A 24,784-nucleotide genomic window follows, 5' to 3' on the forward strand; every position below is an offset into this window, starting at 1 on the left:
ATGACTCTGTTTACACATTAAAAAAGCACACATGTCAGAAGGGAATCTAACATGCGTGCGCTCACTTACACAGTATTCATTTTAGAAAAAATCTGAAGGATTGAAGTGTTCTAAATGTAAATCTTTTAAATTATTGAAATCGTAATTTGAAATTGTTTGCACAAATTGACCATTTCTAACTTCATCGTAATAGTGATTGGCTTCGTTAATAATATCGTGATCTTGGAACGTTTTTACAATGCCCAAGATAATTAGCAAAGTAATAATTCCTTTGAATATACCTTTCATGTGTTATCGCACTCCTTGTCTTTCTCTCTTTTAGGACAAATTACTGAGGATAATTCATTTTCTCTTTAATTTAACTTTATTATATAAGGTTATTGAATAAATTTCATGCGTCCTTAGTACGGATTTACTATCATTCAAAAGTTGTAAATAAATTGAATGAGATGAGACAAATTTCTTATGTTCAAAATTGATGATATCTAACTCAAATTGGATGTGAAAACTAAAATATTTTAATTTCTGTCTTACTCTCGGTAATTGTTTTAAAACTTCAGTAAATGGGAACGGTTAAGTAAATAACAAAGGAGTGAGCATGAATGAATTTATTAGAATTTCATAAAAAAATAAAAGGCTATACTCAATCGAAACAACCTGGCAGTGAGAAGAATATGGATCCAAGACCAGTATCAGAATTAGATGAATATAAAGCTGCAGGTAAATTAAAAGGTAAAGTAGCACTTATTACTGGTGGTGACTCAGGTATTGGTCGCTCAGTAGCAATCTTATTTGCGAAAGAAGGCGCAAATGTTGCTATCGGTTATTATAATGAACATGAAGATGCTGAAGAAACAGTTAATCATCTTAAAGAAATCGGCGTAGAAGCGAAAGCTTACGCACATGATTTAAAAGATGCACAACAATCTAAAGATTTAGTGGAAAATGTAGTTAATGACTTTGGCGGTTTAAATATCTTAGTTAATAACGGTGCAGTTCAATTTCCACAAGATGATTTCTTAGATATTACGCCAGAACAATTCAAAGAAACATTTGATACAAATATCTTTGGTATGTTCTTCTTATCGCAAGCAGCTGTGCCTCACTTATATGAAAATGATACAATCATTAACACAACAAGTGTTACGGCTTATCGTGGTTCAGGTCACTTAATTGATTATTCTTCAACTAAAGGTGCGATTGTATCATTCACTCGTTCATTAGCGACTACATTAATGGAGAAAAATATTCGTGTAAATGGTGTCGCTCCTGGTCCAATTTACACACCACTTATTCCATCTACATTTGATGAAGACAAAGTGGAAAACCAAGGTGGCGACACGCCAATGGGTAGACGTGGTCAACCTGCAGAACTAGCACCTGCATATGTATTCTTAGCTACTAATGCAGATAGCTCTTATATTACAGGTCAAATTATCCATGTAAATGGTGGAGATTATATTACGTCATAATATGACATAACTATAAAGATTAAAGTCCCTGGAAGTGAATTGACTTCTAGGGACTTTTTAATTTTCACAATTAATAAGTAATGGACTTTTCGTGCTAAATAAGTAAAGATTGTTTAAACTTTAACTAAATATAAAAGTAGGTGAGACATATGACTGAAAAAGATAAAATGTTAGCGCATCAATGGTATGATGCTAATTTCGATGAAGCATTAGACGCGGATCGTGTTCGCGCAAAAGATTTATGCTTTGAACTCAATCAAACGCGTCCAAGTAATAAAGAAAAAAGAAAAGAAATACTAACTGAATTATTTGGATACGAAACGGAAAATTTAGCACTGATAAGTCCGTTTGATACGGATTATGGTTGGAATGTGAAACTAGGACGAAATGTATTTGTAAATAGCAATTGCTACTTTATGGATGGCGGAGGTATCACTATTGGTAATGACGTCTTTATTGGTCCTTCATGTGGTTTTTATACCGCGCATCATCCACTTACATACAAAGAACGTAATAAAGGTCTTGAACTAGCACAGCCTATTTCAATTGGTAATAATATTTGGTTTGGCGGAAATGTCGTAGTGACGCCTGGTGTCACTATTGGTGATGGTTCAGTTATTGCAGCTGGGAGTGTAGTAACGAAAGATATACCAGAGAATAGTTTAGTCGCTGGCGTTCCAGCCAAAGTGATACGAACAATTACTGAAGAAGATGCGCCTAAGATAGATAACTTTTGATAACTATAAAACCTCTAAGCGTATGATATAAATACAACTTAGAGGTTTTAAATTTTTAATTTAATTATATATACAATTTTTATTATTATAAGCTAGATAGGCTTTAATACCTTCATCAATAGTATATTGAGGTGCATATCCTAAGGCTTGAAGTGGCGTAATGTCAGCACAAGAATGCTTAATATCGCCAAGTCGTGGTGCTTTAAATGTATATGGAATGCTATATCCGAAGCCCTTTTCAAAAGCACTAAAGACCGCTTTCAAATTGGTTTGTGATCCAGTGCCTACATTGTAAATTTGGCCATTAGTTTCAGAAGATTGAACGGCTAACCATAATGCAGAAATTAAATCATCAATATAAACAAAATCACGCGTTTGTTCGCCATCTCCATAGAAAGTAAACTCGGATTGATGGATGAATTTATTATTCATAATTGATAAAACACCCGAATAATCAGAATTTGGATTTTGTCTAGGTCCATAAACATTGAAGAATCTTAAACAAGCGCAAGGAATTTGATAAAGATTATTATAAATTTTAGCATATTGTTCTCCTGAAAATTTCTGTATCGCGTACGGAGAAAGTGGGAAAACTTTTGATTCAGAAACTGACTTTGGCAAACCAGGTAGATTACCATAAACTGCTGCTGAAGAAGCAAATATTAATTTTTTAATGTTTGGATTCCATTTACGTGTCGCTTCTAATAAATTGACTGTCGCTTCAATGTTTACTTCATTAGAAAGTTGAGGTTTTTCTATCGTTTCAACGACGCTTACCATAGCTGCTAAATGAATAATGTAATCAAATTGTTCTTTTTTGATTAAATGCGCTACAAAGTTGAAATCAGTGATATCTTTTATATAAATATTTTCTTTTTTAACAAAAGGGATATTTTCCAAAAAGCCAGTGCTAAGATTATCTATAACATGAACGTCGATGTTTTCATTAATAAATTTTTCTGCTACATGAGAGCCAATAAAACCTGCTCCCCCTGTAATTAATACTTTCATAAATATACTTCCTTTTCTCTAGATGTCGGTAATTTGTGCTGATTATATTATACTGCATTTTTATAAAATTATGAATTGAATATAAAATAATATTATTTTACAAAATGTAAATGTGGAAGAAAAGTGTCCATTATTTAGACAAGTAAAACTTTTCAGAAAACTGAGTGTAAGCGATTGCAAAATGGAGTAACTACATAGTAAAATGAAGATAATGATACGAATTATCATTTCATGTAAGGCAAGTTTTAAATCAAGTGTTTTAAATTCTTACAAATACATAGGGGGTAATTAAGAATGGTAGTACCTTTCAAAAATGAACCTGGGATTGATTTTTCAGTACAAGAAAATGTGGAAAGATTTCAAAAAAAATTAGAACAAGTAAAAAGTGAGTTAGGTCAAACACTTCCAATTGTTATTGATGGAGAGCATATTACTAAAGATGATACATTCGATTCAATTAATCCAGCGAATACTTCTGAAGTGATTGCTAAAGTTTCAAAATCAACTAAAGAAGACGTGGACAAAGCATTTGAATCTTCAAATAAAGCCTATAAAGAATGGCGTAAATGGTCACACAGAGACCGTGCAGAATTATTATTACGTGTAGCAGCGATTATTCGTCGTCGTAAAGAAGAAATTTCTGCGGTTATGGTATATGAAGCAGGTAAACCATGGGATGAAGCGGTTGGTGACGCTGCAGAAGGTATTGATTTCCTTGAATATTATGCACGTTCAATGATGGATTTAGCTGAAGGTAAACCAGTATTAGACCGTGAAGGTGAACATAATAGATACTTCTATAAACCTATTGGTACTGGTGTAACGATTCCGCCATGGAACTTCCCATTCGCAATTATGGCTGGTACAACAATGGCACCTGTAGTTGTAGGTAACACAGTATTATTAAAACCAGCTGAAGATACAGTTTTAACAGCTTACAAATTAATCGAAATCTTAGAAGAAGCAGGTCTTCCTAAAGGGGTAGTAAACTTTGTACCTGGTGATCCTAAAGAAATCGGTGATTACTTAGTAGATTCAGTGCATACACACTTTGTAACATTTACTGGTTCACGTGCAACTGGTACACGCATCTATGAACGCAGTGCTGTTGTTCAAGAAGGCCAAACATTCTTAAAACGTGTCATCGCTGAAATGGGCGGTAAAGATGCGATTGTTGTAGATGAGAATATTGATACTGACTTAGCAGCACAATCAATCGTAACATCTGCATTTGGCTTCTCAGGTCAAAAATGTTCAGCATGTTCACGTGCCATCGTACACAGCTCTGTATATGATGAAGTATTAGAAAAAGCAATTGAATTAACAAAAGACCTTACAGTAGGTAATACTGTAGATAATACATTTATGGGTCCAGTTATTAATAAAAAACAATTTGATAAAATTAAAAAATATATCGAAATTGGTGGTAAAGAAGGTAAAATTGAAATCGGTGGCGAAGCTGACGATTCAACAGGTTACTTCATTAAACCAACCATTATTTCAGGCTTAAAATCTTCTGACCAAGTGATGCAAGAAGAAATCTTCGGTCCAGTCGTTGGCTTTACTAAATTTGATAACTTTGAAGAAGCAATCGAAATTGCGAATGATACTGATTATGGTTTAACAGGTGCAGTCATCACTAATAACCGTGAAAACTGGATTAAAGCAGTAAATGAATTCGATGTAGGTAACTTATACTTAAATCGTGGTTGTACTGCAGCAGTTGTAGGTTACCATCCATTCGGTGGTTTCAAAATGTCAGGTACAGATGCTAAAACTGGTAGCCCAGACTACTTATTAAACTTCTTAGAACAAAAAGTCGTTTCAGAAATGTTCTAAATTATAAATTTAAATGGGAGCCTCTCGTAGTAGAGTGCTCCCATTTGCTATATGTTATGACATTTTAGAATAATCTTGGCCATTCAACATCCAACGTACACCGTATTTGTCAGTAAATACGCCCATTTTACCACCCCAAAATTGTTCTGCAAATGGTAATTCGATATTAAGTGATTCATGATCTTTAATCTTATTGTAGAATTGTTGAACTTTTTATGCATCTTCTTGATCATTAACGTCGAAATCAATTAATAGAGAAATGCCGTTATTAATATTTGCTACGCGTCCAAATGAGTCAGAACACAGAATTTTAACGCCTAGAACTTCGAATTCAGCATGCATAGTAGAATCTTCAACTTGTTCTTTAGTCATTCCGAAATCTTCTGCTTGGTTTTCTCCTACTTTTAATCGATTGATTTTAGTGGCACCAAACACATTTTCATAATACTCAAGTGCATCTTTAGCTTTTTCAAAAGACAAATATGGATGTAATTCAGTCATTTTACTTCCCCTTTTAAAATTAATGGCTTACAAGTACAATTTTATAAAATTCCAATGTGAAAGTCGATGATTTACTGACTACTTAACTTTTATATTAACGAGCTTGTGAAACATCTCGTCCATCTCTTTAGGACTAAACGTCGAATTTTCATTTCGTTCCCATTCTAGAAAGCTAGTTAATACTGCGCCAAAGACATAAAACACTAAACTTGATGGTATTGAATTATCTATAGCATTCGGTGCATATTATCTTTAAATTCATTTTTTAAAAATTCAATTAAATAATTATTTCGAGCCTTCTCAAATTCTTTATCTTCTTGTTGTTTCACTTCAATACGAGAAATTTCCTCTCTATTGAAAGTAGTGGCTAAGGTATAAAAAGGATTATTTAAGCGCTCTTTAATATCTACAGAAAAATAAGCATTATGCGTTAACTTTAATAAGTAATTTAATAATTCATATTTATCATAAAAATGCTTATAAAACGTCGTACGATGTATTTGTGCATTTTCGCAAATTTTATTAACAGAAATGTTAGAGAACATTTCTTTTTCAAGTAAAAGATACAAGCTTCGAGTTAATGCCTTTTTAGTTTTAATCACTCTTAAATCTATATCGTTCATGTTATATTCCCCCAACATGTACACAATATAAAAAATAGAAGTAATACATATTATATAATTATAAGTTATATTTATACACAAATAAACCAATGATACCAAATATTTTGTGAATTAATAATAAAATATAAATAATTCATTTATTAAAATAATATATAAGTGTGCGAAAGAAACGTGGGTTTCAAAATTGTCACAAAGGGTATATTATTTAAAACAATCATTATAAATATGAAAAATTATTTAACAAATTTTAGTAATATAGTATTTTTTATAAATTTTTTCAATATTATCTATGGTTTTTATAAAAATACTCTATATGGGAGGATTAAGTACGATGAAAGGTAGTAAAAGATTAGATCAAATTAAAGAAGATAACAAAAAACAACTAAAAAAATTATTTAAATATGATAAAAGTAACGCATTATCATTTAGTAAAGAAGACCGTGAAAAAGTTCAAGACAAATACGGTGTATATGTGATTTTCGATAAAAAAACACCAATCTTTGTCGGACAAACTGGTGGTTTTTCTACAGGATACCAACCAATTACTAAAGATTTATTCAATAAATTAGGACAATATAATTTAAAATCTGGCGTTGGAACTACTAAGTTCAAAAAAGCTTTAGCTCAAGAAAAAGGCGTAAGCGAAGATGATATTAAAAATATTACTGCTGAAGAATATGGATTAAAATTCCAATATGTAAACGTCAAAGATGAACCAGCATTTATTAACGTTTTAGAAATTTTAGCTTTAGAATATGCTAAAGACAAAGGTTATGAATTATATAATTTCTAATATAATAAACAAGGGAGTGCACTATATTAAGTTATAGTGCACTCCCTTTTTATGTTAAAGATGTTTAGTTTCTTTTTTAGTATTTCTGTATTTATGTTTATAATAGCTTGAAAGTTTCAAATCGTGAATAAATGAAATCAGCGGTCTAATCATCATTTGGATACTTCCAATTACAAAAAGCACTGTCCCTGCAAATACAGTATTGTCACTAAAAAAACTTCCCACTAAAAAGATTAAACCTAATACAATATCATTAATTTGATATAACGCTTTATAAAAGAATGATATTTGTTTAGCGTGGTCATCTTCATTAAATTTATTCGTATTGAAATGTAAATCAACGTCATCTTTATTCAAACCTGCCATCAGCAATTCCTCCATTACTTTAATAATTGAAGTTTCCCGTTGTACATTCATTCCAAACTTCGTCATAATAACCACAAAGGAGTGAGAGTCATGCCTTATTCAATGCTATATACATCGCCCGTGCAGAATTTAGAAATTATTAGTGATGGTACTGCAATTACACACGTATTGTACAAATATAATTCTTCAGATTTAGAGTATCCGACACATTCGAATTTAGCTATTTTCGGAAAAGTAAAGCAATGGTTGGACGACTATTTCTTAGGAAATAACCCTACAATTGATTTTCCATTAAAACCTCAAGGAACTGAATTTCAACGACTCGTTTGGAAAGTTTTACAAGGTATTGAATACGGTGGGTTTGTAACGTATGGAGATGTTGCTAAACAAGTAGGTAAAACACTAAATAAGCCTAAAATGTCAGCCCAAGCAGTAGGGGGCGCAGTAGGTAAAAATCCAATTTCAATTATCATTCCATGTCACCGTGTAGTAGGAAAAGACGGAAGTTTAACAGGGTATGGAGGTACAATTGATAACAAAATTAAATTATTAGAAATCGAAAAAGCCGATATGACAAACCTATACAGACCATCCCATTCCACAAAACCATAAAAAAGAAGCCGTACTAACACGACTTCCATTTAACATATTATTTTGACTATAAATTAAAACATAAATCATAAAATGACTTTGTTTGAAGCTTAATAAAACATAATCATTATGAGCCTCAGGACTACACCACTTAGGAAAGAAATTCGAGAGATGAACAACAAGTGACGTTGTGTGACGCCCGAGGGAGCAGCGATTTAATGGACTTAAGTGCTTACACACTTAAGTAAGTAGTTCTAAGATAGATTACGAAGTGTAGTTGTGAAGACTCCTGTATTGATTATTAATGAACATAAGTGCTATGCACTTATGTAAGAAATTCTAAAGATGAACTACGAATGACGTTGTGTGACGCCTGAGGGAGCAGGATGAGTGTCGAGACCAAGGCTCGACCCAGCCCCCTAGGCAAGCATCACAACGAAACTAGTGGCTGTCCATCTAAGAATTTCTTAACAACTAGAGCGCAATGAAAATCCATTTATAGATTATTCAGGACGATGATATTGTCTAATATCTTCTTCAATACTTTCTAAATAGAAGATATCCTTGTCGTCTTCAGATTTCTCAGCAACATGATCAAACTCTAACTCATCAAAACGGTTAAAGTATGCTTCATACGTTTCCACTGAAACTTCTTCACGATGATTCAATAATGCTTTATGACCTTCTTTATCTAAATGATTTTCAAAGCCATCAACTAACGTAGCACTAAAGAATTCGCCAACTGAACCAGAACCATAACTGAATAAACCAATCGTTTGTCCAGCTTTTAAGTCTCTATTTTCAAGTAAAGAAATTAAACTTAAATATAAAGAACCAGTATAAATGTTACCTACATAACGGTTATAGTATACAGCATCTTCATAACCAGCAGTTAAACGCTCTTGTGTCGTTTCGTCCGCATCATTAATAATTGAATCTAATGCTTTTTTACCCATCTTAGTGAATGGAACATGGAAACATAATGATTCGAAATCAGATAATGATTTACCTTCACGACGTGCATATTCTCCCCAACTTTCTTGGAAAGATTTAATATAAGCATCTTTAGATAATGCACCAGCTACAAGTGGATATTTATGGCCTGTTGGTCGCCAGAAATCATACACATCTTCAGTGTATGCCACAGCATCATCATTTAATTCTAAAATGCTAGGATTATGAGAAATCACCATTGCAACTGCACCAGCACCTTGAGTGGGTTCACCGCCTGATTGGATACCATAACGTGCTGTATCACTCGCGATAACTAACACTTTCTCGTTAGGACGTTTCTCAAGATAATCTTTTGCAAGTTGAATCGCTGGTGTTGCCGCGTAACATGCTTCTTTCATTTCGAAACAACGAGCAAATGGTTGAATATCTAATAAGTTGTGAATTTGAACAGCAGCTGCTTTCGCATTATCAATTGCTGATTCAGTAGCGACGATAACCATTCCGATATGTTTTTTATCATCTTCTGTTATAATATCCTTAGCAGCATTAGCTCCCATAGATACGATATCTTGTGATACTGGGCTTACAGCCATTTGGGTTTGTCCAATACCTATTAAAAATTTATTTGGATCAACTTGGCGTGCTTCTGCAAGCTTAGCCATGTCTACATAGTATTTAGGGACGTAAAAATTAATTTTATCGATACCTATACTCACGGGCATTACATCCTTTCAAAATAGTAGTATTAATCATATTAATAATAGAAACGTTATATAAATAATCAAAATATTATAAAATTTTGGGAAGCGTTTTCATTCAAAGTGTTGAAATGCATAATTAAATATTGTTTAATGCTATTAAATGTAATAGTAATGCGTGAACCAACATTGAATGAAACGTTTATTTCATTGCTATTATTAACAATCATATTAGTAATCATTTTACCAAAATCAATAACTAAAATACAATTATATATAAACTACATACAAGGAGATAAAGAATGAAAAAAATCGCTATTGTAAGTGCCAAAAGAACACCAATTGGCAGATATAAAGGGAAATTGAGAAATTATTCAGCAGTAGAATTAGGTACGACTGCATTAAAAGGTGCAATCGAGGCCATTGATATCGATCCTAGCACAATCCAACAAGTCATCTTTGGTAATGTGTTACAAAGTGGTGTCGGACAAAACCCAGCGCGTCAAATCGCTATTAAAGCAGGTATTCCAGATGCGACACCAGCAATGACTATCAATGAAGTATGTGGCTCAGGATTAAAAGCCATCATCTTAGGTAAACAATTGATTCAATTAGGTGAAGCAGATGTAGTAGCAGTTGGTGGTGTAGAAAGTATGACAAATGCACCACAACTCATTTTAAAAGAAGACGAAGAACCTGTTGAGAGCTTCATGCATGATGGTTTAACTGATGCTTTTCATTACGTACCAATGGGCGTGACTGCAGAAAATATCGCTGAGAAATATGACATCACGCGTGAAATGCAAGATGAATTTGCGAATAATTCACAACTTAAAGCGGCTAAAGCAACAGAAGCAGGTAAGTTTAACAACGAAATCATTTCGATGAAAGATGCTGAAGGCGAAACGATGACATCAGATGAAGGTGTGCGTCCAAATACAAGTGTAGAGAAACTTGCGACGTTAAAGACCATTTTCAAAGAGGACGGTACCGTGACTGGTGGGAATGCTTCAAGCATCAATGATGGTTCATCTGCGTTAATCTTAATGGAAGAATCATATGCGAAAGAACATGGTTTCGAAATTCTTGGTATTATTGGTGATTACGCAGAAGTTGGTTGTGATCCACAATTCATGGGATATGCACCATTCTATGCAGTTGAAAAGTTATTAGAAAAAACGAATAGCAAGATCGACAACGTTGATATCGTAGAAATGACGGAAGCATTTGCAGCTCAAAGTATTCCCGTTAAAGACAATTTACATATTCCTGATGAGAAGTTGAACATCTACGGTGGAGCGATTGCTTTAGGTCATCCAATTGGCGCAAGTGGTGCACGCTTAGTAACAACATTAGTGAACGCGCTTGAACAAGAAGACAAACAAACAGGTATCGCAACTGCTTGTATCGGTGGCGGTTTAGGTATCGCATTAATGGTTGAAAAAGGGGCACAGTAAAATGAAGAGTTTAGACAAAGCGTTTCGTCATTTATCACGTGAAGATAAGTTGAAACAATTAGTCGAATACGGTTGGTTAAATGACGATAATTATGAGGTATTACGCAACAACCCGATGATTAATGAAGAAGTAGCCAATAGTTTAATCGAAAATGTGATTGGACAAGGCACATTACCAGTAGGGTTATTACCTAAAATTATTGTTGATGACAAAGAATATGTTGTGCCAATGATGGTGGAAGAACCTTCTGTGGTTGCAGCAGCAAGTTATGGTGCGAAACTAGTTAACAATACTGGCGGTTTCAAAACGGTTAAGAGTGAGCGTTTGATGATTGGACAAATCGTCTTTGATGCAGTAGAAGATACAGAGGCCTTAGCGCAGGATATTAAAAATATTGAGCCTCAAATTAAACAAATCGCTGATGAAGCGTATCCATCTATCATTGAACGCGGTGGCGGTTATCGTCGTATTGATATTGATACATTCCCTGAGCAACAGTTGCTATCACTAAAGGTCTTTGTAGATACGAAAGATGCGATGGGCGCCAATATGCTTAACACGATTTTAGAAGCGATTACAGCTCATTTGAAAAATGAGTTCCCCAACCGCGACGTGTTAATGAGTATTTTATCAAATCATGCTACAGCGTCTGTTGTACGTGTACAAGGTGAGATCAAAGTCGAAGATCTAAATAGAGAAGAACGTTCGGGTGAAGAAGTAGCTAAACGTATGGAACGTGCTTCAGTACTTGCACAAGTAGATATTCATCGTGCAGCGACACATAATAAAGGTGTCATGAACGGTATTCATGCAGTAGTATTAGCCACAGGTAATGATACACGTGGTGCAGAAGCAAGTGCACATGCGTATGCGAGTCGTGATGGTCAATACCGAGGTATTGCAACATGGGAATACGATGAAGACCGCGGTCGTCTTGTGGGTACCATTGAAGTACCGATGACTTTAGCGATTGTCGGTGGTGGCACGAAAGTATTGCCAATCGCTAAGGCTTCATTAGATTTATTGAATGTAGAAACGGCACAAGAACTTGGACAAGTCGTTGCTGCCGTAGGATTAGCACAAAACTTTTCAGCGTGTAGAGCCTTAGTGTCTGAAGGTATTCAAAAAGGCCATATGAGCTTACAATATAAATCATTAGCGATTGTTGTAGGTGCGCAAGGTGATGAAATTGCTAAAGTAGCAGACGCTTTAAAACAAGAACCTAAAGCCAATACTGCTGCTGCACAACGTATTTTAGAAGAATTAAGAAAATAATTAAAAAGTTTAAATAGAGAGTAGGTTTAGCATGAGAATGTTAAGCCTACTCTTTTTTGGATTAAAGAAAAAATCCCTTAATGAAGTAAGTAAGACATTGGTACTTACATCATTAAGGGATTCTTATATATTTAAATAGCATTAAATTTAGTAAATGTAGTTATAACTGCGTGCAGCACTTCTGCTTAAGTAACGTGTGCCGTATCCAAGTGGTACATTATAGTTATATTCTGATACTAAAATGCTTCCATTTCTATATACACGCTCTACAACAGCAACATGACCATAATATCCTGCAGTTGATTGCATTACTGCGTAGCGACGAGGAACGTGGCCTGTTCTATATCCTGAACGTTGTGCATTGTAATACCAGTTCTTTGCGTTGCCCCATCTATTTGAAACAGGTTTACCTAATTGAGCGCGACGTTGGTATGCCCACCAAGTACATTGCCCTCTATTGTAATAGTTATATGATGCAGCGTGAGAAACGTGCGTGTGTTCAATATTTTGATATGTGAAAGTTCCAGCGAACATGATTCCAGTAGCTAATAAAAGACGTGATAATAATTTTTTGAATTTCATTTTGTTCTCCCCAAAATATAAAATACTTAAAAACTGTATTTATCATATTCGCTAAAAAGGTGTAATACAATATAAGAAATCAATTATACAAGTAAATGTAATATGTATGAAATATTCCATTAAGTTTTGTAACTAATTTTACAAATTTGTGATTTTAGTAAAGTAAAAGGGGTATGTTGTAAAAAGAAAAAGAAAACGAACGCCCCGAAAGGCGTCCGTCATCTGAGATGATACTTCCATGAATGTATAACTACATTATTAGAAATCATACATTTGTGAATTGGTTAAAAACAGACAAAGCTCTTTTAACAATAGTCACCGGTATGTTTTCTGGACACGGATTATGTCGAAAGTATGTCAATATTTCGATTTGGCTCTTCACGTCTCTAGGGAAATTGTTATCTTGATTAATCCAATTTACCAATTCACCTAATGGTGTGTCATCACCAACAAAATTTTGCATAAATTCGTAAAAGCTCAATGCCTCACCTCGATATTCAATTTGAGCCGTTACGATTATAACATTTTTTGCAAAATAAAAATACCAATGAGTTTAATTTAAATTGAATACAAATATATTATTTTAGATTAATTGAGTATTTTATAGTATTGAAAATATGATTTTGTATAATGTATAGCGTGTGCGTGTATATGTTATCAAAGTCATATTTTTTATATTTATCATTTTATGTAAGCGTACCGTGATGGATTTTAATTTTCCAAAAAATAAAAAATAAATTTGTGTATAATATTAGTAGAAGTAAAAGCAAAGAGGGTGAGCATTTGGATATCAAACATATGAAGTACTTTATGGAAGTTGTAAATCAAGGTGGTATGACAAATGCTTCAAAGTCTTTATATATCGCCCAACCGACAATCAGTAAGGCAATTAAGGATATTGAAAATGAGCTCAATATGACGTTGTTTGACCGTCAAAAACGTTATTTAGTGCTTACTGATGCAGGTAAAGTATTCTATAAAAAGTGCGAAGAAATTATCGCATTATATGACAATATTCCTTATGAAATCAATGGGTTACTTGGACTTGAAACAGGTCATATTAATATTGGTATGTCTGCCGTGATGGACATGCAACACTTTATATATATTCTAGGTGAGTTCCATAAACTCTATCCGAACGTGACATACAATTTGAATGAAAGTGGCGGTAAATCGATTGAAACGCGTTTGATTAACGACCAAATCGATATCGGTATTACGACAATTCCTATTAATGAGAATGTCTTTGACTATTTGTCATTATATAGTGAGGATTTAAGATTAGTAGTCAGCGGTGAACATGAGTTGGCGACGCGCGATTCAGTGACGATGGCTGATTTGAAGAATGAAGATTTCATCATGTTCAATGAAGATTTCTATCTTAACGATAAGATTATTGCGGCTGCTAAGAATTCTGGCTTCATACCCAATACAGTTTCAAATGTGTCGCAATGGAATTTTATAGAGTATCTATTGTTGGCGCAGTTAGGGGTAAGTATTTTACCGGAACATATTGCGAGCATGTTAAAAGATAATATTAAAAGCATCAAGATTGAAGATCCAGGTATGCGTTGGGAACTTGGCGCAATATGGAAGAAAGATAAATTACTAAGTCATGCCACTTCGAAGTGGATTGAATTTATGAGTGAACGCTTAAAATACGACTGATTATTTGAATCATTCGCGGAGAAGCGGGAAAGTGAAATCTTCTAATTACAGTAGATTTCATTGGCCTGCTTTTCTTTTATTTGAAAATGAAAACAATATGGCATAGCGCAAACAAAACTGACTTTTTCTAAAATAAAACGGTTACATAGAAAAAAACTATAGATAACATTTAAAATGAGTATTTTTATAGTTTTTCAACATAAATTACAATTATGAATATAGTTTTAAATTTAGCTGTAACAATTTAGACATATTTTAGTGGAGGTTCAGTCACCTTGAAAAAAGCGCTCATAATTGCACAAATTATCGTTCAAGTTGCCATTATTATAGTCATTAGTTATATAGGAAGTTTGCTGCAAGATCTCTTACACATTCCACTTGCTGGCAGTATTGTAGGTATGATTTTGCTATATCTTTTATTAGAATTTAAAATCCTTCGCATTAACTGGATATCAGAAGGTGCAGAATTTTTATTATCGACGATGGTGTTCTTCTTTATCCCATCAGTTGTCGGTATTATGGATGTTTTTTCTAATATTACTAAGAGCTATATCATCTTCTTCTTATTAATTATAGTAGGTACAAGTTGTGTTGCCCTTGTTTCAGGTTATATCGCTGAAAAAATGGTAAAAGAACCTAATACCAAGAAAGGTAATGAGTTAAGATGATATTAAAAGCAATTTTTATGATATTGTTAACCGTCGTAATGTACCTATTGGCAAAAAGGTTACAATTTAAATATAACAATCCATTGTTAAACCCTGCCTTAATCGGTTCTATTGGTGTGATTATCGTTTTATTAGCTACACATCAAAATTATCATGATTATATGGCTGGTGGTAAATGGATTAATCATTTACTAAACGCGACTGTTGTGTGTTTAGCGTATCCACTTTATAAGAATCGACGTAAAATCATTGAGAATATGAGTATCATATTTTCAAGCGTAATGGCTGGAGTCATTCTTAATTTTGTGTTAGTGTTTAGTTCGTTAAAGTTGTTAGGTTACTCTGAAGAAACGATTGTGACAATCTTACCTCGTTCCATCACAGCTGCTGTAGGCATCGAAGTATCTCATGAATTAGGTGGTACAGATACGATTACCGTATTATTCATTATTACTACAGGGCTAATAGGGAGTATGATGGGTTCAATGTTATTGAAAGTAGGTAATTTCAAAACATCGATCGCAAGAGGCTTAACATACGGTAACGCATCACATGCGTTTGGCACGGCAAAAGCGTTAGAACATGATATTGAATCTGGCGCGTTTAGTTCAATTGGAATGATATTAACAGCTGTAATTAGTTCAATACTTATTCCAATTATGATTATTTTATTTTATTAATGGGAATATGAAATAAGTACTCGTACAAGTTAGGAAAGGAGCTATTTGTTAAAATGGCGAAAATTAAAGCAAATGAAGCATTAGTCAAAGCATTAGAAGCATGGAAAATTGATCACCTATATGGTATCCCAGGGGACTCTGTTGACGCAGTAGTTGATAGCTTACGTACAGTAAGAGATTCATTTAAATTCTATCACGTACGTCACGAAGAAGTAGCAAGTTTAGCAGCTGCTTCATACACTAAAATTACAGGGAAAATTGGTGTAGCATTAAGTATCGGTGGTCCTGGTGTTGTTCACTTATTAAACGGTATGTATGACGCTAAAATGGACCGTGTACCTCAACTTATTATTGCTGGTCAAACTAACAGCACATTATTAGGTACTAAAGCATTCCAAGAAACAAATATTTCTAAAATGGTTGATGACGTAGCAGTATTCCATCACCAAATTCAAAAAGGCGATAACGTATTCGACGTTGTTAATGATGCAATCCGTACTGCTTATGAAAAACGCGGTGTTGCTGTAGTTATCTGTCCTAACGACTTATTAACTCAAAAAATCAAAGATACAACGAATCGCCCAGTAGATACAATCAAACCTAAAGCACCATCACCAACATTCCGTAGTATTAAAAAAGCAACTAAATTAATCGATAAAAGTAAAAAACCAGTTATGCTTATCGGTGTAGGTGCTCAAAATGCTAAAGAAGAATTACGTGAATTTATCGAAGCGGCAAAAATTCCAGTAATTCACACATTACCAGCTAAAACAATTTTACCTGATGACCACCCATACAGCATTGGTAACTTAGGTAAAATCGGTACGAAAACATCTTACCAAACAATTCAAGATGCTGACTTATTAATCATGGCAGGTACAAACTACCCTTACGTAGATTACCTACCTAAGAAAAACATCAAAGCAATCCAAATCGATACTAACCCAGATGTAATTGGTAAACGTTTCAACATTAATGTAGGTATCGTTGGCGACACTAAAGTGGCTTTCCATCAATTAACTGAAAGCATTAAACACGTTCCAAATCGCCCATTCTTAGAGAAAACTTTACAACGTAAAGCTGTTTGGGATAAATGGATGGAACAAGATATGAGCAACGAAAGTTCTCCAATTCGTCCAGAACGCTTAATGAAATCAATTAGTAAATTCAGCACTGACGATGCTGTATTCTCAATTGACGTTGGTACTTCAACAGTTTGGTCAACTCGTTACTTAAACTTATCTGTAAATAATAAATTCATTATTTCATCATGGTTAGGTACAATGGGTTGCGGTCTTCCAGGTGCTATCGCTTCTAAAATTGCTTACCCTAAACGTCAAGCAATTTCAATCACTGGTGACGGTGCCTTCCAAATGGTAATGCAAGACTTTGCAACTGCTGTTCAATATGATTTACCAATGACAATCTTTGTTATGAACAACAAACAATTATCATTCATTAAATATGAACAACAAGCTGCCGGTGAATTAGAATATGCGATTGATTTCTCTGATATGGATCACGCTAAATTCGCTGAAGCTGCAGGCGGTAAAGGTTATGTCTTAAAAGACCCTAACCGTATCGATGAAGTTGTAGAAGCTGCATTAAATGAAAATGTACCAACTATCGTTGACGTACATGTTGATCCAAATGCTGCGCCATTACCAGGTAAAATTGTTAATGAAGAAGCAATCAACTATGGTAAATGGGCTTACAGATCAATCACTGAAGATAAAAAATTAGACTTCGATGAAATTCCACCAATTTCAGTAGCAGCTAAACGTTTCTTATAATATCAATTCTTTAGGGAAGCTTACCTTAACAGGTAAGCTTCTTTTTTATGTGTAAATAATTAAAGTAGTTCTAAGATAGATACTCACTCACTTAAGTTGAGATGCTTGCCTAGGGGGCTGGGTCGAGCCTTGGTCTCGACACTCATCCTGCTCCCTCAGGCGTCACTCAACTACGTTTCATTTTCTATCTTAGAACTACTTACATAAGAAACTTTAGCGTTTAGAGGTATTAAATTAATAATAAACGCAATTTCACAACTTCTGTTCGTAATTTATCGTAAGATTATTTTTTAGTATGTAAGAACTTAATTTTTTAAGACTTCTTTTCTAATGAGGAATTAATATAACGATAGTTTTTATGTAATATTTAAGTTTTATAGAAATAATTTTAAAAAGCGATAAAGAGCAATAAAAAAGTATTGAAAACGTTTTACCCAATGTATATAATTAAAATTAATTACAAAAAGAACTGCGTGTTACTATTAAATTAGGCATAAGCAAATTAGAGATTAAGACATATTAAACGTTTTAATTAGGATACAAAATAGCTATGATGATTACTTTACATATTAGTAATAGGTTAATTATAGGGCTCTGTAATTTGTATCCTTGAAAGTAGAAAAGATGACGGGAGAGATTTACGCTCATTAAAATGAGTATGAATTGCGCTTGCGCTGTCTTAAACATACTTTCCTCTATTTGCTTATGTCTTCTTTGTTGTCATAAAGTTCGTAAAATTAGTTTAGAAGGGAATAGGACTTATGTTTAAGAAGTTTTTCGGTCAATTGCAACGTATTGGTAAAGCGTTAATGTTACCAGTTGCGATTTTACCAGCTGCTGGTATTTTACTTGCGTTCGGTAATGCAATGCATAACGAACAATTAGTTAAACTAGCGCCATGGTTAAAAATGGATGTCTTCGTCGTGATTTCATCTGTCATGGAAGCAGCTGGACAAATTATCTTTGATAACTTGCCGTTGCTATTTGCAGTCGGTACAGCACTTGGACTAGCTGGTGGTGACGGGGTTGCCGCTTTAGCTGCTTTAGTAGGTTACTTAATTATGAATGCGACAATGGGTAAAGTAATGAATATCACAATTGATGATATTTATAGCTACGCAAATGGCGCAAAAGAATTAAGCCAAGCTAATAAATTACCAGCAAACGCTTTAATCTTAGGTATTCCAACACTTCAAACAGGTGTGTTTGGTGGTATCATCATGGGGGCACTTGCAGCATGGTGTTACAATAAATATTACAATATTACGTTACCAGCATTCTTAGGCTTCTTTGCAGGTAAACGTTTCGTACCAATTGTTACGTCAGTAGTAGCAATCATCACAGGTATCGTATTAAGTTTCGTTTGGCCACCAATCCAAGATGGTTTAAACGGTTTATCTAATTTCTTATTAAATAAGAACTTAACATTAACAACATTTATCTTTGGTATTATTGAACGTTCATTAATTCCATTTGGTTTACACCACATCTTTTATGCACCATTCTGGTTTGAATTTGGTCAATATAAAGATCATGCAGGTGACTTAATTCGTGGTGACCAACGTATTTGGATGGCACAATTAAAAGATGGCGTACCATTTACAGCAGGGGCATTCACAACTGGTAAATATCCATTTATGATGTTCGGTCTTCCAGCTGCAGCTTTCGCAATCTACAGAAATGCACGTCCAGAACGTAAAAAAGTTGTTGGTGGTTTAATGTTATCAGCAGCTTTAACATCATTCTTAACTGGTATCACTGAGCCATTAGAATTCTCATTCTTATTTGTGGCACCATTATTATATGTCATTCACGTATTGTTAGCGGGTACATCATTCTTAGTCATGCACCTTCTAGATGTGAAGATTGGTATGACATTCTCTGGTGGATTTATCGATTATATCCTTTATGGTTTATTAAACTGGGATCGAACACACGCATTATTAGTCATTCCAGTAGGTTTAGTTTATGCGGTTGTTTACTACTTCTTATTTAGCTTTGCAATTAAGAAATTTAATCTTAAAACACCAGGTCGTGAAGACCAAGAACAAGAAATCCGTAACTCAAGTGTTGCGAAATTACCATTCGACGTTTTAGACGCAATGGGTGGTAAAGAAAACATCAAACATTTAGACGCATGTATCACACGTTTACGTGTTGAAGTAAATGATAAATCTAAAGTAGATGTTCAAGGATTAAAAGCATTAGGTGCTTCAGGTGTACTTGAAGTTGGAAATAATATGCAAGCTATCTTTGGTCCTAAATCTGACCAGATTAAACACGATATGGCTTTAATCATGAAGGGTGAAATCACTAAACCTAGTGAGACAACTGTGACTGAAGAAGTTTCAGATGAACCAGTTCATCTTGAAGACGTGAAAGAAACAGAAATTTATGCACCAGGTACTGGTCACATTATTCCATTATCAGAAGTGCCTGATAAAGTGTTCTCTGAAAAAATGATGGGTGATGGCGTTGGATTTGTTCCAGAAAAAGGAGAAATCGTAGCACCATTTGATGGTACGGTTAAGACCATTTTCCCAACTAAACATGCCATTGGATTAGAGTCAGATACTGGTGTAGAAGTATTAATTCACATCGGAATTGATACAGTGAAATTAAACGGTGAAGGTTTCGAAAGTTTAGTTAATGCGGATGAGCCTGTAACACAAGGTCAACCGTTAATGAAGATTAACTTAGCGTACTTACAAGAACATGCACCTAGCATCGTAACACCAGTGATTATTACAAATTTAGGCGACAAAACATTAACAGTTGAAGATGTTGAGTCAGTTGATCCTGGTAAAGCAATTATGAAAATTAAATAATATGTAAATAGACCTCTTGTCAGAAATAATGACAGGAGGTTTATTTTTTAGAAAAATGAATTACCAAAGTTCTACAGCACTATAGAGTAATAGAATCGTGATAATTACATTGATCACTTTATAATGTTGTTGATAGATTCGATTCATCATTTGTCCTAAAAGACTCCATACGATTGCACCAGCAATACCGATGATAATAAGTAAAATAGAGCGTATGTATGTAGAATTCCAAGCATTAGGTAATGTGAATGTGGTTAAACCCGTTAAAAAATATAACATCGCTTTGACATTAGTAGCTTGAATAAGTATTCCTTTAAGTACAGGACGATCTAATGCTTCTTTAGCACTGTCTGGCTTAGAGAACAAAACATGATATGCAAGATAAAGTAGATAAAGCGTACCTATTATTTTCATAATAAAAATAAAACTTTGATTATGTTTTAAAGGTTCGGAGAATATTAAAGCAATAGTCAATGTAAATAAAATACCTATAAAAACACCTAAATTAAAAGGTAATGATCGTATAAAACCTTTACGCTGACCTTCAGACATTGCCATGATGGTATTTGGACCAGGTGTGAATGACATTGTAGTAATAAAAAGTAAGTAAGAGAACAATCCGCATTTCTCCTCTCAAAAATAGTGAATAGGACTATTCTAGCACTATTGAATATATAAATGTAACAAAAATTAGATAATTCTGATAATTGAAAGTATATTTTATGACTTATCATTTATCAATACCAAATGCACTGAAATCATATACATCTACATTAGCAGTTGTGCCGCCAACTATTACATCCTGTAAGTTTATTTATTTAAGGGAAATAATATATAATAAGATTGAATAATGACTTAAAGGAGATTATATTTATGGAACATGAAGGCTTATTAGTAGCTGAAACAGAAATAGAAGTGAATAATTATGATATTGATGCGATGGGTATAGTAAGCAATATTGTATATGTGCGTTGGTTCGAGGATTTACGTACAATATTCATTAATGAATATATGACATTCTCTGAAATGATGAAACAGCACATTTCTCCAATATTAATGAGAACTGAAATAGACTATAAAGTGCCTATTACAATTCACGACAAACCTGTAGGACGCTGTTGGTATGTTAAAGGTAGTCGTTTAAAATGGGTCTTTAAATTTGAAATTGCATCTGGAGATAAAGTACACTGTGTAGGTTATCAAACAGGCGGCTTCTTTGATTTAGAACAGCAAAAGATTACTAAAATGCCAGAAGTATTCCAAAATATTCTTAAAAAAGATTAAATACTTGAATCAGAGGTGAACATAATGATAGAACAACTTAACAGTATAGAACAATATCAACAATTTATAGAGACGCATCCGTTAGCTGTCATTCATGTTATGCGTGACCACTGTTCAGTATGTCATGCTGTGCTACCTCAAATTCAAGATATCGTAAACGAATATAATCATGCTGCGTTTGGCGTCATTAATCAATCTGAAGTAGAAGCCATTGCTGGGGAGTTGTCGATATTTACTGTGCCAGTAGATTTAATCTTTTTGGATGGAAAAGAAATGCACCGTCAAGCGCGCTTTATTGATATGCAAAGCTTTGAACATCAACTACAATTGATGAACGATAGTCTACAATAATATTAAGGAGCTGGGACAATAATAAAATGTCTCAGCCTTCGTTAATATTTGGCAGTAGCTGACTGTTTTGAAAATGCGCGTAAATCAAGCTTTTTTCAAACCTAGTCATCCTTGCCTGGCGGGCGGGGCCCTAACATAGAGATTTTCGCAAAGAAAGTCTACAAACAAAGCAAGTTGGGGATCGGGGCCCTAGCACAAAGACTTTCGCAAAGAAAGTCTACAAACAAAGCAAGCTGGGGATACAACGAAATTATTTTAATGTCTGTCCCGCTCCCTTTCTTTTTACATGAGATTATCTATAATTCCATCAGCACGTTGTTGGTATTCTTTAATAATTTCGCCAGATTTTTTTAGTTTTGACAATTCTTCTTTTGATAGTGCTAATTCGATAATTCGATCGGCTCCATTTCCATTTATAATTGTAGGAGTGCCAATATATATATTGTTTAAACCGTATTCTCCTTCAACATAACTTGATACATTCATAATAATATTTTTATTAAAAAGAATTGCTTCTACTATGCGAACTAAACTTAAAGAAATACCAAAATTGGTTGTTCCTTTTCGCACATAAATATCGTAACCTACTTGAGTAGTTTGTGATGAAATTGAATTCTTGAATGATGTGATATCTGTGTCATTGCCAAGCAATTTTAATACTGGTTCACCTGCTATTTGAGCGTGTGACCAAACATGAACTTGCGAATCACCATGTTCACCTATAACCGGAGCATATACGTTATGAGGAGCTACATCAAAAGTACGGCTTAAGAAGAATTCGAAGCGAGCAGTGTCAAGAGATGTACCTGAACCAATGACTCGGTTTTTAGGGAAGTTAGATACATTTTTAATGACATAGCTCATAATATCAACTGGATTTGAAGGTAATACAAAATAACCATCAAAGCCGTTATCGATAATTTGTTGAACCATAGGTACAAAGATATTCACGTTATCTTCAAGAAGTTTAAGGCGTGTTTCTCCTTTGTCTAGTTTAGCGCTAGCACAAATAACTACAATATCAGCATCTGCACAATCAGAGTATGTTCCTAGATGAACATCGACAAAGCTGTCACTAAAAGGTGTAGCATGATTTAAATCCCATACATCAGCTTTGGCTTTATCTTCATCAATATCAATAATGGCGAGTTCGTCAACTAATCCTTTTGCTACTAAAGCGTGTGCAAACGCAGAGCCTACGTATCCACTACCAATAAGCACAATTTTATTTCGTGTCACAATCAAGAACCTACTTTCTTCTTATATTTTGAAAATTCTTATAATTTAGTATAAGAATACCATTTTGTTAACAAAAGAAAAACCCTTGAATCGTTCGTTATTATGAAATGTTTTTTACTAAAATAATGCAATATAAAGATTTATAATTAATTAATGTATAGGAGGGCATTAAAAAATGAAAAAAAGATTATTATCAGTCATGACTTCAGGTGTATTAGGCTGGCTTGCTTATATTAAAATTAAAGAAAAACGCAGTTATCAAAGTTATTTAAGAGAGAAATTCATTCGCCTATCAGGCATGAAAAAAACTTTTGAGAATGTAGAAGATGCGAAAAAAGCACTCGAAGCAACTAAGGAGATGACTGCAGGGAAATATGATGGCACGAGTTATGAGTTTGAACATGATGTTAAAATCAAAGACTGGCATGGTTCTTTAACTTACATCTTAAATGCCAAACGTGATCGTCAACAAAAAGTAGTGCTATACATCCATGGTGGTGCTTGGTTCCAAGATCCATTGGAAGAACATTTCCAATTTATTGATAAATTAGCTGGAGAGTTAAATGCTAAAATCGTAATGCCAATCTATCCTAAGGTGCCTCATCGCGATTATCGTACTACATTCCAATTATTAAAAGAACTTTATGAAAAACAACTTATGTTAGTAGAGAGTGCGAGTCAACTTACAATTATGGGTGATTCTGCTGGTGGACAAATTGCCTTATCATTTGCACAATATTTAAAAGAAACGACTCAGTTACAACAACCTGGTCATCTTGTCTTAGTATCTCCAGTATTAGACGGCACATTTAGTAATCCAGAAACAAAAGAATATGAAAAGATTGATCCAATGCTTGGTATTGATGGTAGTAAATACTTTATTGAATTATGGGCAGGCGACCTACCTATCGAAGACTATAGAATTTCACCAATAAACGGTACGCTTGAAGGATTAGGTCGTATATCAATCTTTATTGGTACTAAAGAAACGTTATATCCTGATGCATTAAAATTATCTAAAATGTTAAGTGAAAAAGGCATAGACCATGATTTTACGCCAGGCTATAATTTGTTCCATATTTATCCAGTCTTTCCATTACCTGAACAACAAAAATTCTTCTCGCAAATTAAAAAAATTATTAAATAAATATTTACATTTAACTGCTCTTTAAAAATTGATAATTAGAGAGCAGTTATTTTTATACCTTTATTTTATGAATTTGAATAGTATTTTCATAACAAATGAAATTAATGTAAATATAAACTGTATGTGTGTATTTATTAAAAGTAAGTAAAAACCGTTTTTTTAATTGTTTAGTGGGAATTTGCTTTATAGATACATAAAGTATCTAAAATTTAATTTAGTGGAGGCA

At 33.8% G+C, this 24,784-nt stretch carries 23 protein-coding genes and 2 pseudogenes; 15 read left to right on the plus strand and 10 right to left on the minus strand.

Annotated features, from left to right (window positions below):
• Positions 1 to 81 precede the first annotated feature (81 nt).
• Positions 82 to 288: a hypothetical protein gene (locus E2558_RS05875; RefSeq protein WP_126565462.1), complete on the minus strand. Its 207-nt coding sequence runs from the start codon at positions 286 to 288 to the stop codon at positions 82 to 84.
• Between the two features lie 314 nt (positions 289 to 602).
• Between E2558_RS05875 and E2558_RS05880 the strand changes: the two genes are divergently transcribed.
• Both E2558_RS05880 and E2558_RS05885 read left to right on the plus strand, forming a co-directional pair.
• Positions 603 to 1,472, plus strand: coding sequence for an SDR family oxidoreductase (locus tag E2558_RS05880; protein ID WP_126565463.1), 870 nt, complete (start codon positions 603 to 605; stop codon positions 1,470 to 1,472).
• A gap of 149 nt (positions 1,473 to 1,621) precedes the next feature.
• A complete protein-coding gene (locus tag E2558_RS05885) occupies positions 1,622 to 2,209 on the plus strand; it encodes a sugar O-acetyltransferase (RefSeq protein WP_126565464.1) in 588 nt (195 codons plus the stop codon).
• Positions 2,210 to 2,269: 60 nt separating this feature from the next.
• Here the strand turns inward: E2558_RS05885 and E2558_RS05890 are convergent, their stop codons facing one another.
• Entirely contained in the window at positions 2,270 to 3,220 is a 951-nt protein-coding gene (locus E2558_RS05890) for an NAD-dependent epimerase/dehydratase family protein (protein ID WP_126565465.1), read from the minus strand.
• A 294-nt stretch (positions 3,221 to 3,514) separates the two neighbouring features.
• On the opposite strand from E2558_RS05890, the gene pruA reads away from it, so the two are divergent.
• On the plus strand, positions 3,515 to 5,059 hold the full coding sequence (gene pruA, locus E2558_RS05895; protein WP_126565466.1) for an L-glutamate gamma-semialdehyde dehydrogenase: 1,545 nt from the start codon (positions 3,515 to 3,517) through the stop codon (positions 5,057 to 5,059).
• A 54-nt stretch (positions 5,060 to 5,113) separates the two neighbouring features.
• Here the strand turns inward: pruA and E2558_RS05900 are convergent.
• Both E2558_RS05900 and E2558_RS05905 read right to left on the minus strand, forming a co-directional pair.
• Positions 5,114 to 5,560 (minus strand): annotated as a pseudogene (locus tag E2558_RS05900) (VOC family protein).
• 78 nt (positions 5,561 to 5,638) lie between these two features.
• Positions 5,639 to 6,183 (minus strand): annotated as a pseudogene (locus E2558_RS05905) (TetR/AcrR family transcriptional regulator).
• 331 nt (positions 6,184 to 6,514) lie between these two features.
• Between E2558_RS05905 and E2558_RS05910 the strand changes: the two are divergent.
• The gene (locus E2558_RS05910) at positions 6,515 to 6,976 is read left to right on the plus strand and encodes a hypothetical protein (protein WP_126565467.1); all 462 of its coding nucleotides are present in this window, start codon (positions 6,515 to 6,517) and stop codon (positions 6,974 to 6,976) included.
• 54 nt (positions 6,977 to 7,030) lie between these two features.
• On the opposite strand, the gene E2558_RS05915 is transcribed toward E2558_RS05910, so the two are convergent.
• The gene (locus tag E2558_RS05915; protein ID WP_126565468.1) at positions 7,031 to 7,342 is read right to left on the minus strand and encodes a YrhK family protein; all 312 of its coding nucleotides are present in this window, start codon (positions 7,340 to 7,342) and stop codon (positions 7,031 to 7,033) included.
• A 90-nt stretch (positions 7,343 to 7,432) separates the two neighbouring features.
• On the opposite strand from E2558_RS05915, the gene E2558_RS05920 reads away from it, so the two are divergent.
• Positions 7,433 to 7,954, plus strand: coding sequence for a methylated-DNA--[protein]-cysteine S-methyltransferase (locus tag E2558_RS05920; protein WP_126565469.1), 522 nt, complete (start codon positions 7,433 to 7,435; stop codon positions 7,952 to 7,954).
• A 482-nt stretch (positions 7,955 to 8,436) separates the two neighbouring features.
• Here the strand turns inward: E2558_RS05920 and E2558_RS05925 are convergent, their stop codons facing one another.
• The gene (locus E2558_RS05925) at positions 8,437 to 9,603 is read right to left on the minus strand and encodes a hydroxymethylglutaryl-CoA synthase (RefSeq protein ID WP_126565470.1); all 1,167 of its coding nucleotides are present in this window, start codon (positions 9,601 to 9,603) and stop codon (positions 8,437 to 8,439) included.
• Between the two features lie 284 nt (positions 9,604 to 9,887).
• Between E2558_RS05925 and E2558_RS05930 the strand changes: the two genes are divergently transcribed.
• Together E2558_RS05930 and E2558_RS05935 are read left to right on the plus strand one after the other, a co-directional pair.
• A complete protein-coding gene (locus E2558_RS05930) occupies positions 9,888 to 11,042 on the plus strand; it encodes a thiolase family protein (RefSeq protein WP_126565471.1) in 1,155 nt (384 codons plus the stop codon).
• A 1-nt stretch (position 11,043) separates the two neighbouring features.
• Positions 11,044 to 12,318: a hydroxymethylglutaryl-CoA reductase, degradative gene (locus E2558_RS05935; RefSeq protein WP_126565472.1), complete on the plus strand. Its 1,275-nt coding sequence runs from the start codon at positions 11,044 to 11,046 to the stop codon at positions 12,316 to 12,318.
• Between the two features lie 147 nt (positions 12,319 to 12,465).
• Here E2558_RS05935 and E2558_RS05940 read toward each other — a convergent pair whose 3' ends face one another.
• Positions 12,466 to 12,900, minus strand: a complete 435-nt coding sequence (locus E2558_RS05940; protein WP_126565473.1) for a CHAP domain-containing protein — start codon at positions 12,898 to 12,900, stop codon at positions 12,466 to 12,468.
• A 265-nt stretch (positions 12,901 to 13,165) separates the two neighbouring features.
• Entirely contained in the window at positions 13,166 to 13,381 is a 216-nt protein-coding gene (locus E2558_RS05945) for a sterile alpha motif-like domain-containing protein (protein ID WP_126565474.1), read from the minus strand.
• 302 nt (positions 13,382 to 13,683) lie between these two features.
• Here E2558_RS05945 and cidR point away from each other — a divergent pair, with 302 nt between their 5' ends.
• The 5 genes from cidR (at position 13,684) to ptsG (ending at position 20,537) form a co-directional block, all read left to right on the plus strand.
• Positions 13,684 to 14,568, plus strand: a complete 885-nt coding sequence (gene cidR / locus E2558_RS05950; RefSeq protein WP_126565475.1) for a cidABC operon transcriptional activator CidR — start codon at positions 13,684 to 13,686, stop codon at positions 14,566 to 14,568.
• 275 nt (positions 14,569 to 14,843) lie between these two features.
• The gene (locus E2558_RS05955) at positions 14,844 to 15,236 is read left to right on the plus strand and encodes a CidA/LrgA family protein (protein WP_126565476.1); all 393 of its coding nucleotides are present in this window, start codon (positions 14,844 to 14,846) and stop codon (positions 15,234 to 15,236) included.
• Positions 15,233 to 15,916: an LrgB family protein gene (locus tag E2558_RS05960; RefSeq protein WP_126565477.1), complete on the plus strand. Its 684-nt coding sequence runs from the start codon at positions 15,233 to 15,235 to the stop codon at positions 15,914 to 15,916. The genes E2558_RS05955 and E2558_RS05960 overlap by 4 nt, the downstream gene beginning before the upstream one ends.
• A gap of 53 nt (positions 15,917 to 15,969) precedes the next feature.
• Positions 15,970 to 17,709 carry a pyruvate oxidase gene (locus tag E2558_RS05965; protein ID WP_126565478.1) on the plus strand — a complete coding sequence of 580 codons (1,740 nt, stop codon included), beginning with the start codon at positions 15,970 to 15,972 and terminating at the stop codon, positions 17,707 to 17,709.
• A gap of 761 nt (positions 17,710 to 18,470) precedes the next feature.
• Positions 18,471 to 20,537 (plus strand): glucose-specific PTS transporter subunit IIBC, encoded by a 2,067-nt coding sequence (gene ptsG / locus E2558_RS05970; protein ID WP_126565479.1) that lies wholly within the window; start codon positions 18,471 to 18,473, stop codon positions 20,535 to 20,537.
• A 60-nt stretch (positions 20,538 to 20,597) separates the two neighbouring features.
• Here ptsG and E2558_RS05975 read toward each other — a convergent pair whose 3' ends face one another.
• Positions 20,598 to 21,155, minus strand: coding sequence for a LysE family translocator (locus tag E2558_RS05975; RefSeq protein ID WP_242490302.1), 558 nt, complete (start codon positions 21,153 to 21,155; stop codon positions 20,598 to 20,600).
• Between the two features lie 255 nt (positions 21,156 to 21,410).
• Between E2558_RS05975 and E2558_RS05980 the strand changes: the two genes are divergently transcribed.
• Both E2558_RS05980 and E2558_RS05985 read left to right on the plus strand, forming a co-directional pair.
• A complete protein-coding gene (locus tag E2558_RS05980) occupies positions 21,411 to 21,821 on the plus strand; it encodes an acyl-CoA thioesterase (RefSeq protein WP_126565480.1) in 411 nt (136 codons plus the stop codon).
• 24 nt (positions 21,822 to 21,845) lie between these two features.
• A complete protein-coding gene (locus E2558_RS05985) occupies positions 21,846 to 22,172 on the plus strand; it encodes a thioredoxin family protein (RefSeq protein ID WP_126565481.1) in 327 nt (108 codons plus the stop codon).
• 282 nt (positions 22,173 to 22,454) lie between these two features.
• Here E2558_RS05985 and E2558_RS05995 read toward each other — a convergent pair whose 3' ends face one another.
• The gene (locus tag E2558_RS05995; RefSeq protein ID WP_126565483.1) at positions 22,455 to 23,411 is read right to left on the minus strand and encodes an L-lactate dehydrogenase; all 957 of its coding nucleotides are present in this window, start codon (positions 23,409 to 23,411) and stop codon (positions 22,455 to 22,457) included.
• Between the two features lie 175 nt (positions 23,412 to 23,586).
• On the opposite strand from E2558_RS05995, the gene E2558_RS06000 reads away from it, so the two are divergent.
• Positions 23,587 to 24,558: an alpha/beta hydrolase fold domain-containing protein gene (locus E2558_RS06000; RefSeq protein WP_126565484.1), complete on the plus strand. Its 972-nt coding sequence runs from the start codon at positions 23,587 to 23,589 to the stop codon at positions 24,556 to 24,558.
• Positions 24,559 to 24,784 lie beyond the last annotated feature (226 nt).

The organism is Staphylococcus pragensis (assembly GCF_004785665.1).
Classification (GTDB): domain Bacteria; phylum Bacillota; class Bacilli; order Staphylococcales; family Staphylococcaceae; genus Staphylococcus; species Staphylococcus pragensis.

Bases quoted from the DNA above. Each gene is read 5' to 3' on its own strand.
- E2558_RS05875 (WP_126565462.1), bottom strand. From the start codon at position 288: ATGAAAGGTATATTCAAAGGAATTATTACTTTGCTAATTATCTTGGGC.
- E2558_RS05880 (WP_126565463.1), top strand. From the start codon at position 603: ATGAATTTATTAGAATTTCATAAAAAAATAAAAGGCTATACTCAATCG.
- E2558_RS05885 (WP_126565464.1), top strand. From the start codon at position 1,622: ATGACTGAAAAAGATAAAATGTTAGCGCATCAATGGTATGATGCTAAT.
- E2558_RS05890 (WP_126565465.1), bottom strand. From the start codon at position 3,220: ATGAAAGTATTAATTACAGGGGGAGCAGGTTTTATTGGCTCTCATGTA.
- pruA (WP_126565466.1), top strand. From the start codon at position 3,515: ATGGTAGTACCTTTCAAAAATGAACCTGGGATTGATTTTTCAGTACAA.
- E2558_RS05910 (WP_126565467.1), top strand. From the start codon at position 6,515: ATGAAAGGTAGTAAAAGATTAGATCAAATTAAAGAAGATAACAAAAAA.
- E2558_RS05915 (WP_126565468.1), bottom strand. From the start codon at position 7,342: ATGGCAGGTTTGAATAAAGATGACGTTGATTTACATTTCAATACGAAT.
- E2558_RS05920 (WP_126565469.1), top strand. From the start codon at position 7,433: ATGCCTTATTCAATGCTATATACATCGCCCGTGCAGAATTTAGAAATT.
- E2558_RS05930 (WP_126565471.1), top strand. From the start codon at position 9,888: ATGAAAAAAATCGCTATTGTAAGTGCCAAAAGAACACCAATTGGCAGA.
- E2558_RS05935 (WP_126565472.1), top strand. From the start codon at position 11,044: ATGAAGAGTTTAGACAAAGCGTTTCGTCATTTATCACGTGAAGATAAG.
- E2558_RS05940 (WP_126565473.1), bottom strand. From the start codon at position 12,900: ATGAAATTCAAAAAATTATTATCACGTCTTTTATTAGCTACTGGAATC.
- E2558_RS05960 (WP_126565477.1), top strand. From the start codon at position 15,233: ATGATATTAAAAGCAATTTTTATGATATTGTTAACCGTCGTAATGTAC.
- E2558_RS05965 (WP_126565478.1), top strand. From the start codon at position 15,970: ATGGCGAAAATTAAAGCAAATGAAGCATTAGTCAAAGCATTAGAAGCA.
- ptsG (WP_126565479.1), top strand. From the start codon at position 18,471: ATGTTTAAGAAGTTTTTCGGTCAATTGCAACGTATTGGTAAAGCGTTA.
- E2558_RS05980 (WP_126565480.1), top strand. From the start codon at position 21,411: ATGGAACATGAAGGCTTATTAGTAGCTGAAACAGAAATAGAAGTGAAT.
- E2558_RS05985 (WP_126565481.1), top strand. From the start codon at position 21,846: ATGATAGAACAACTTAACAGTATAGAACAATATCAACAATTTATAGAG.
- E2558_RS06000 (WP_126565484.1), top strand. From the start codon at position 23,587: ATGAAAAAAAGATTATTATCAGTCATGACTTCAGGTGTATTAGGCTGG.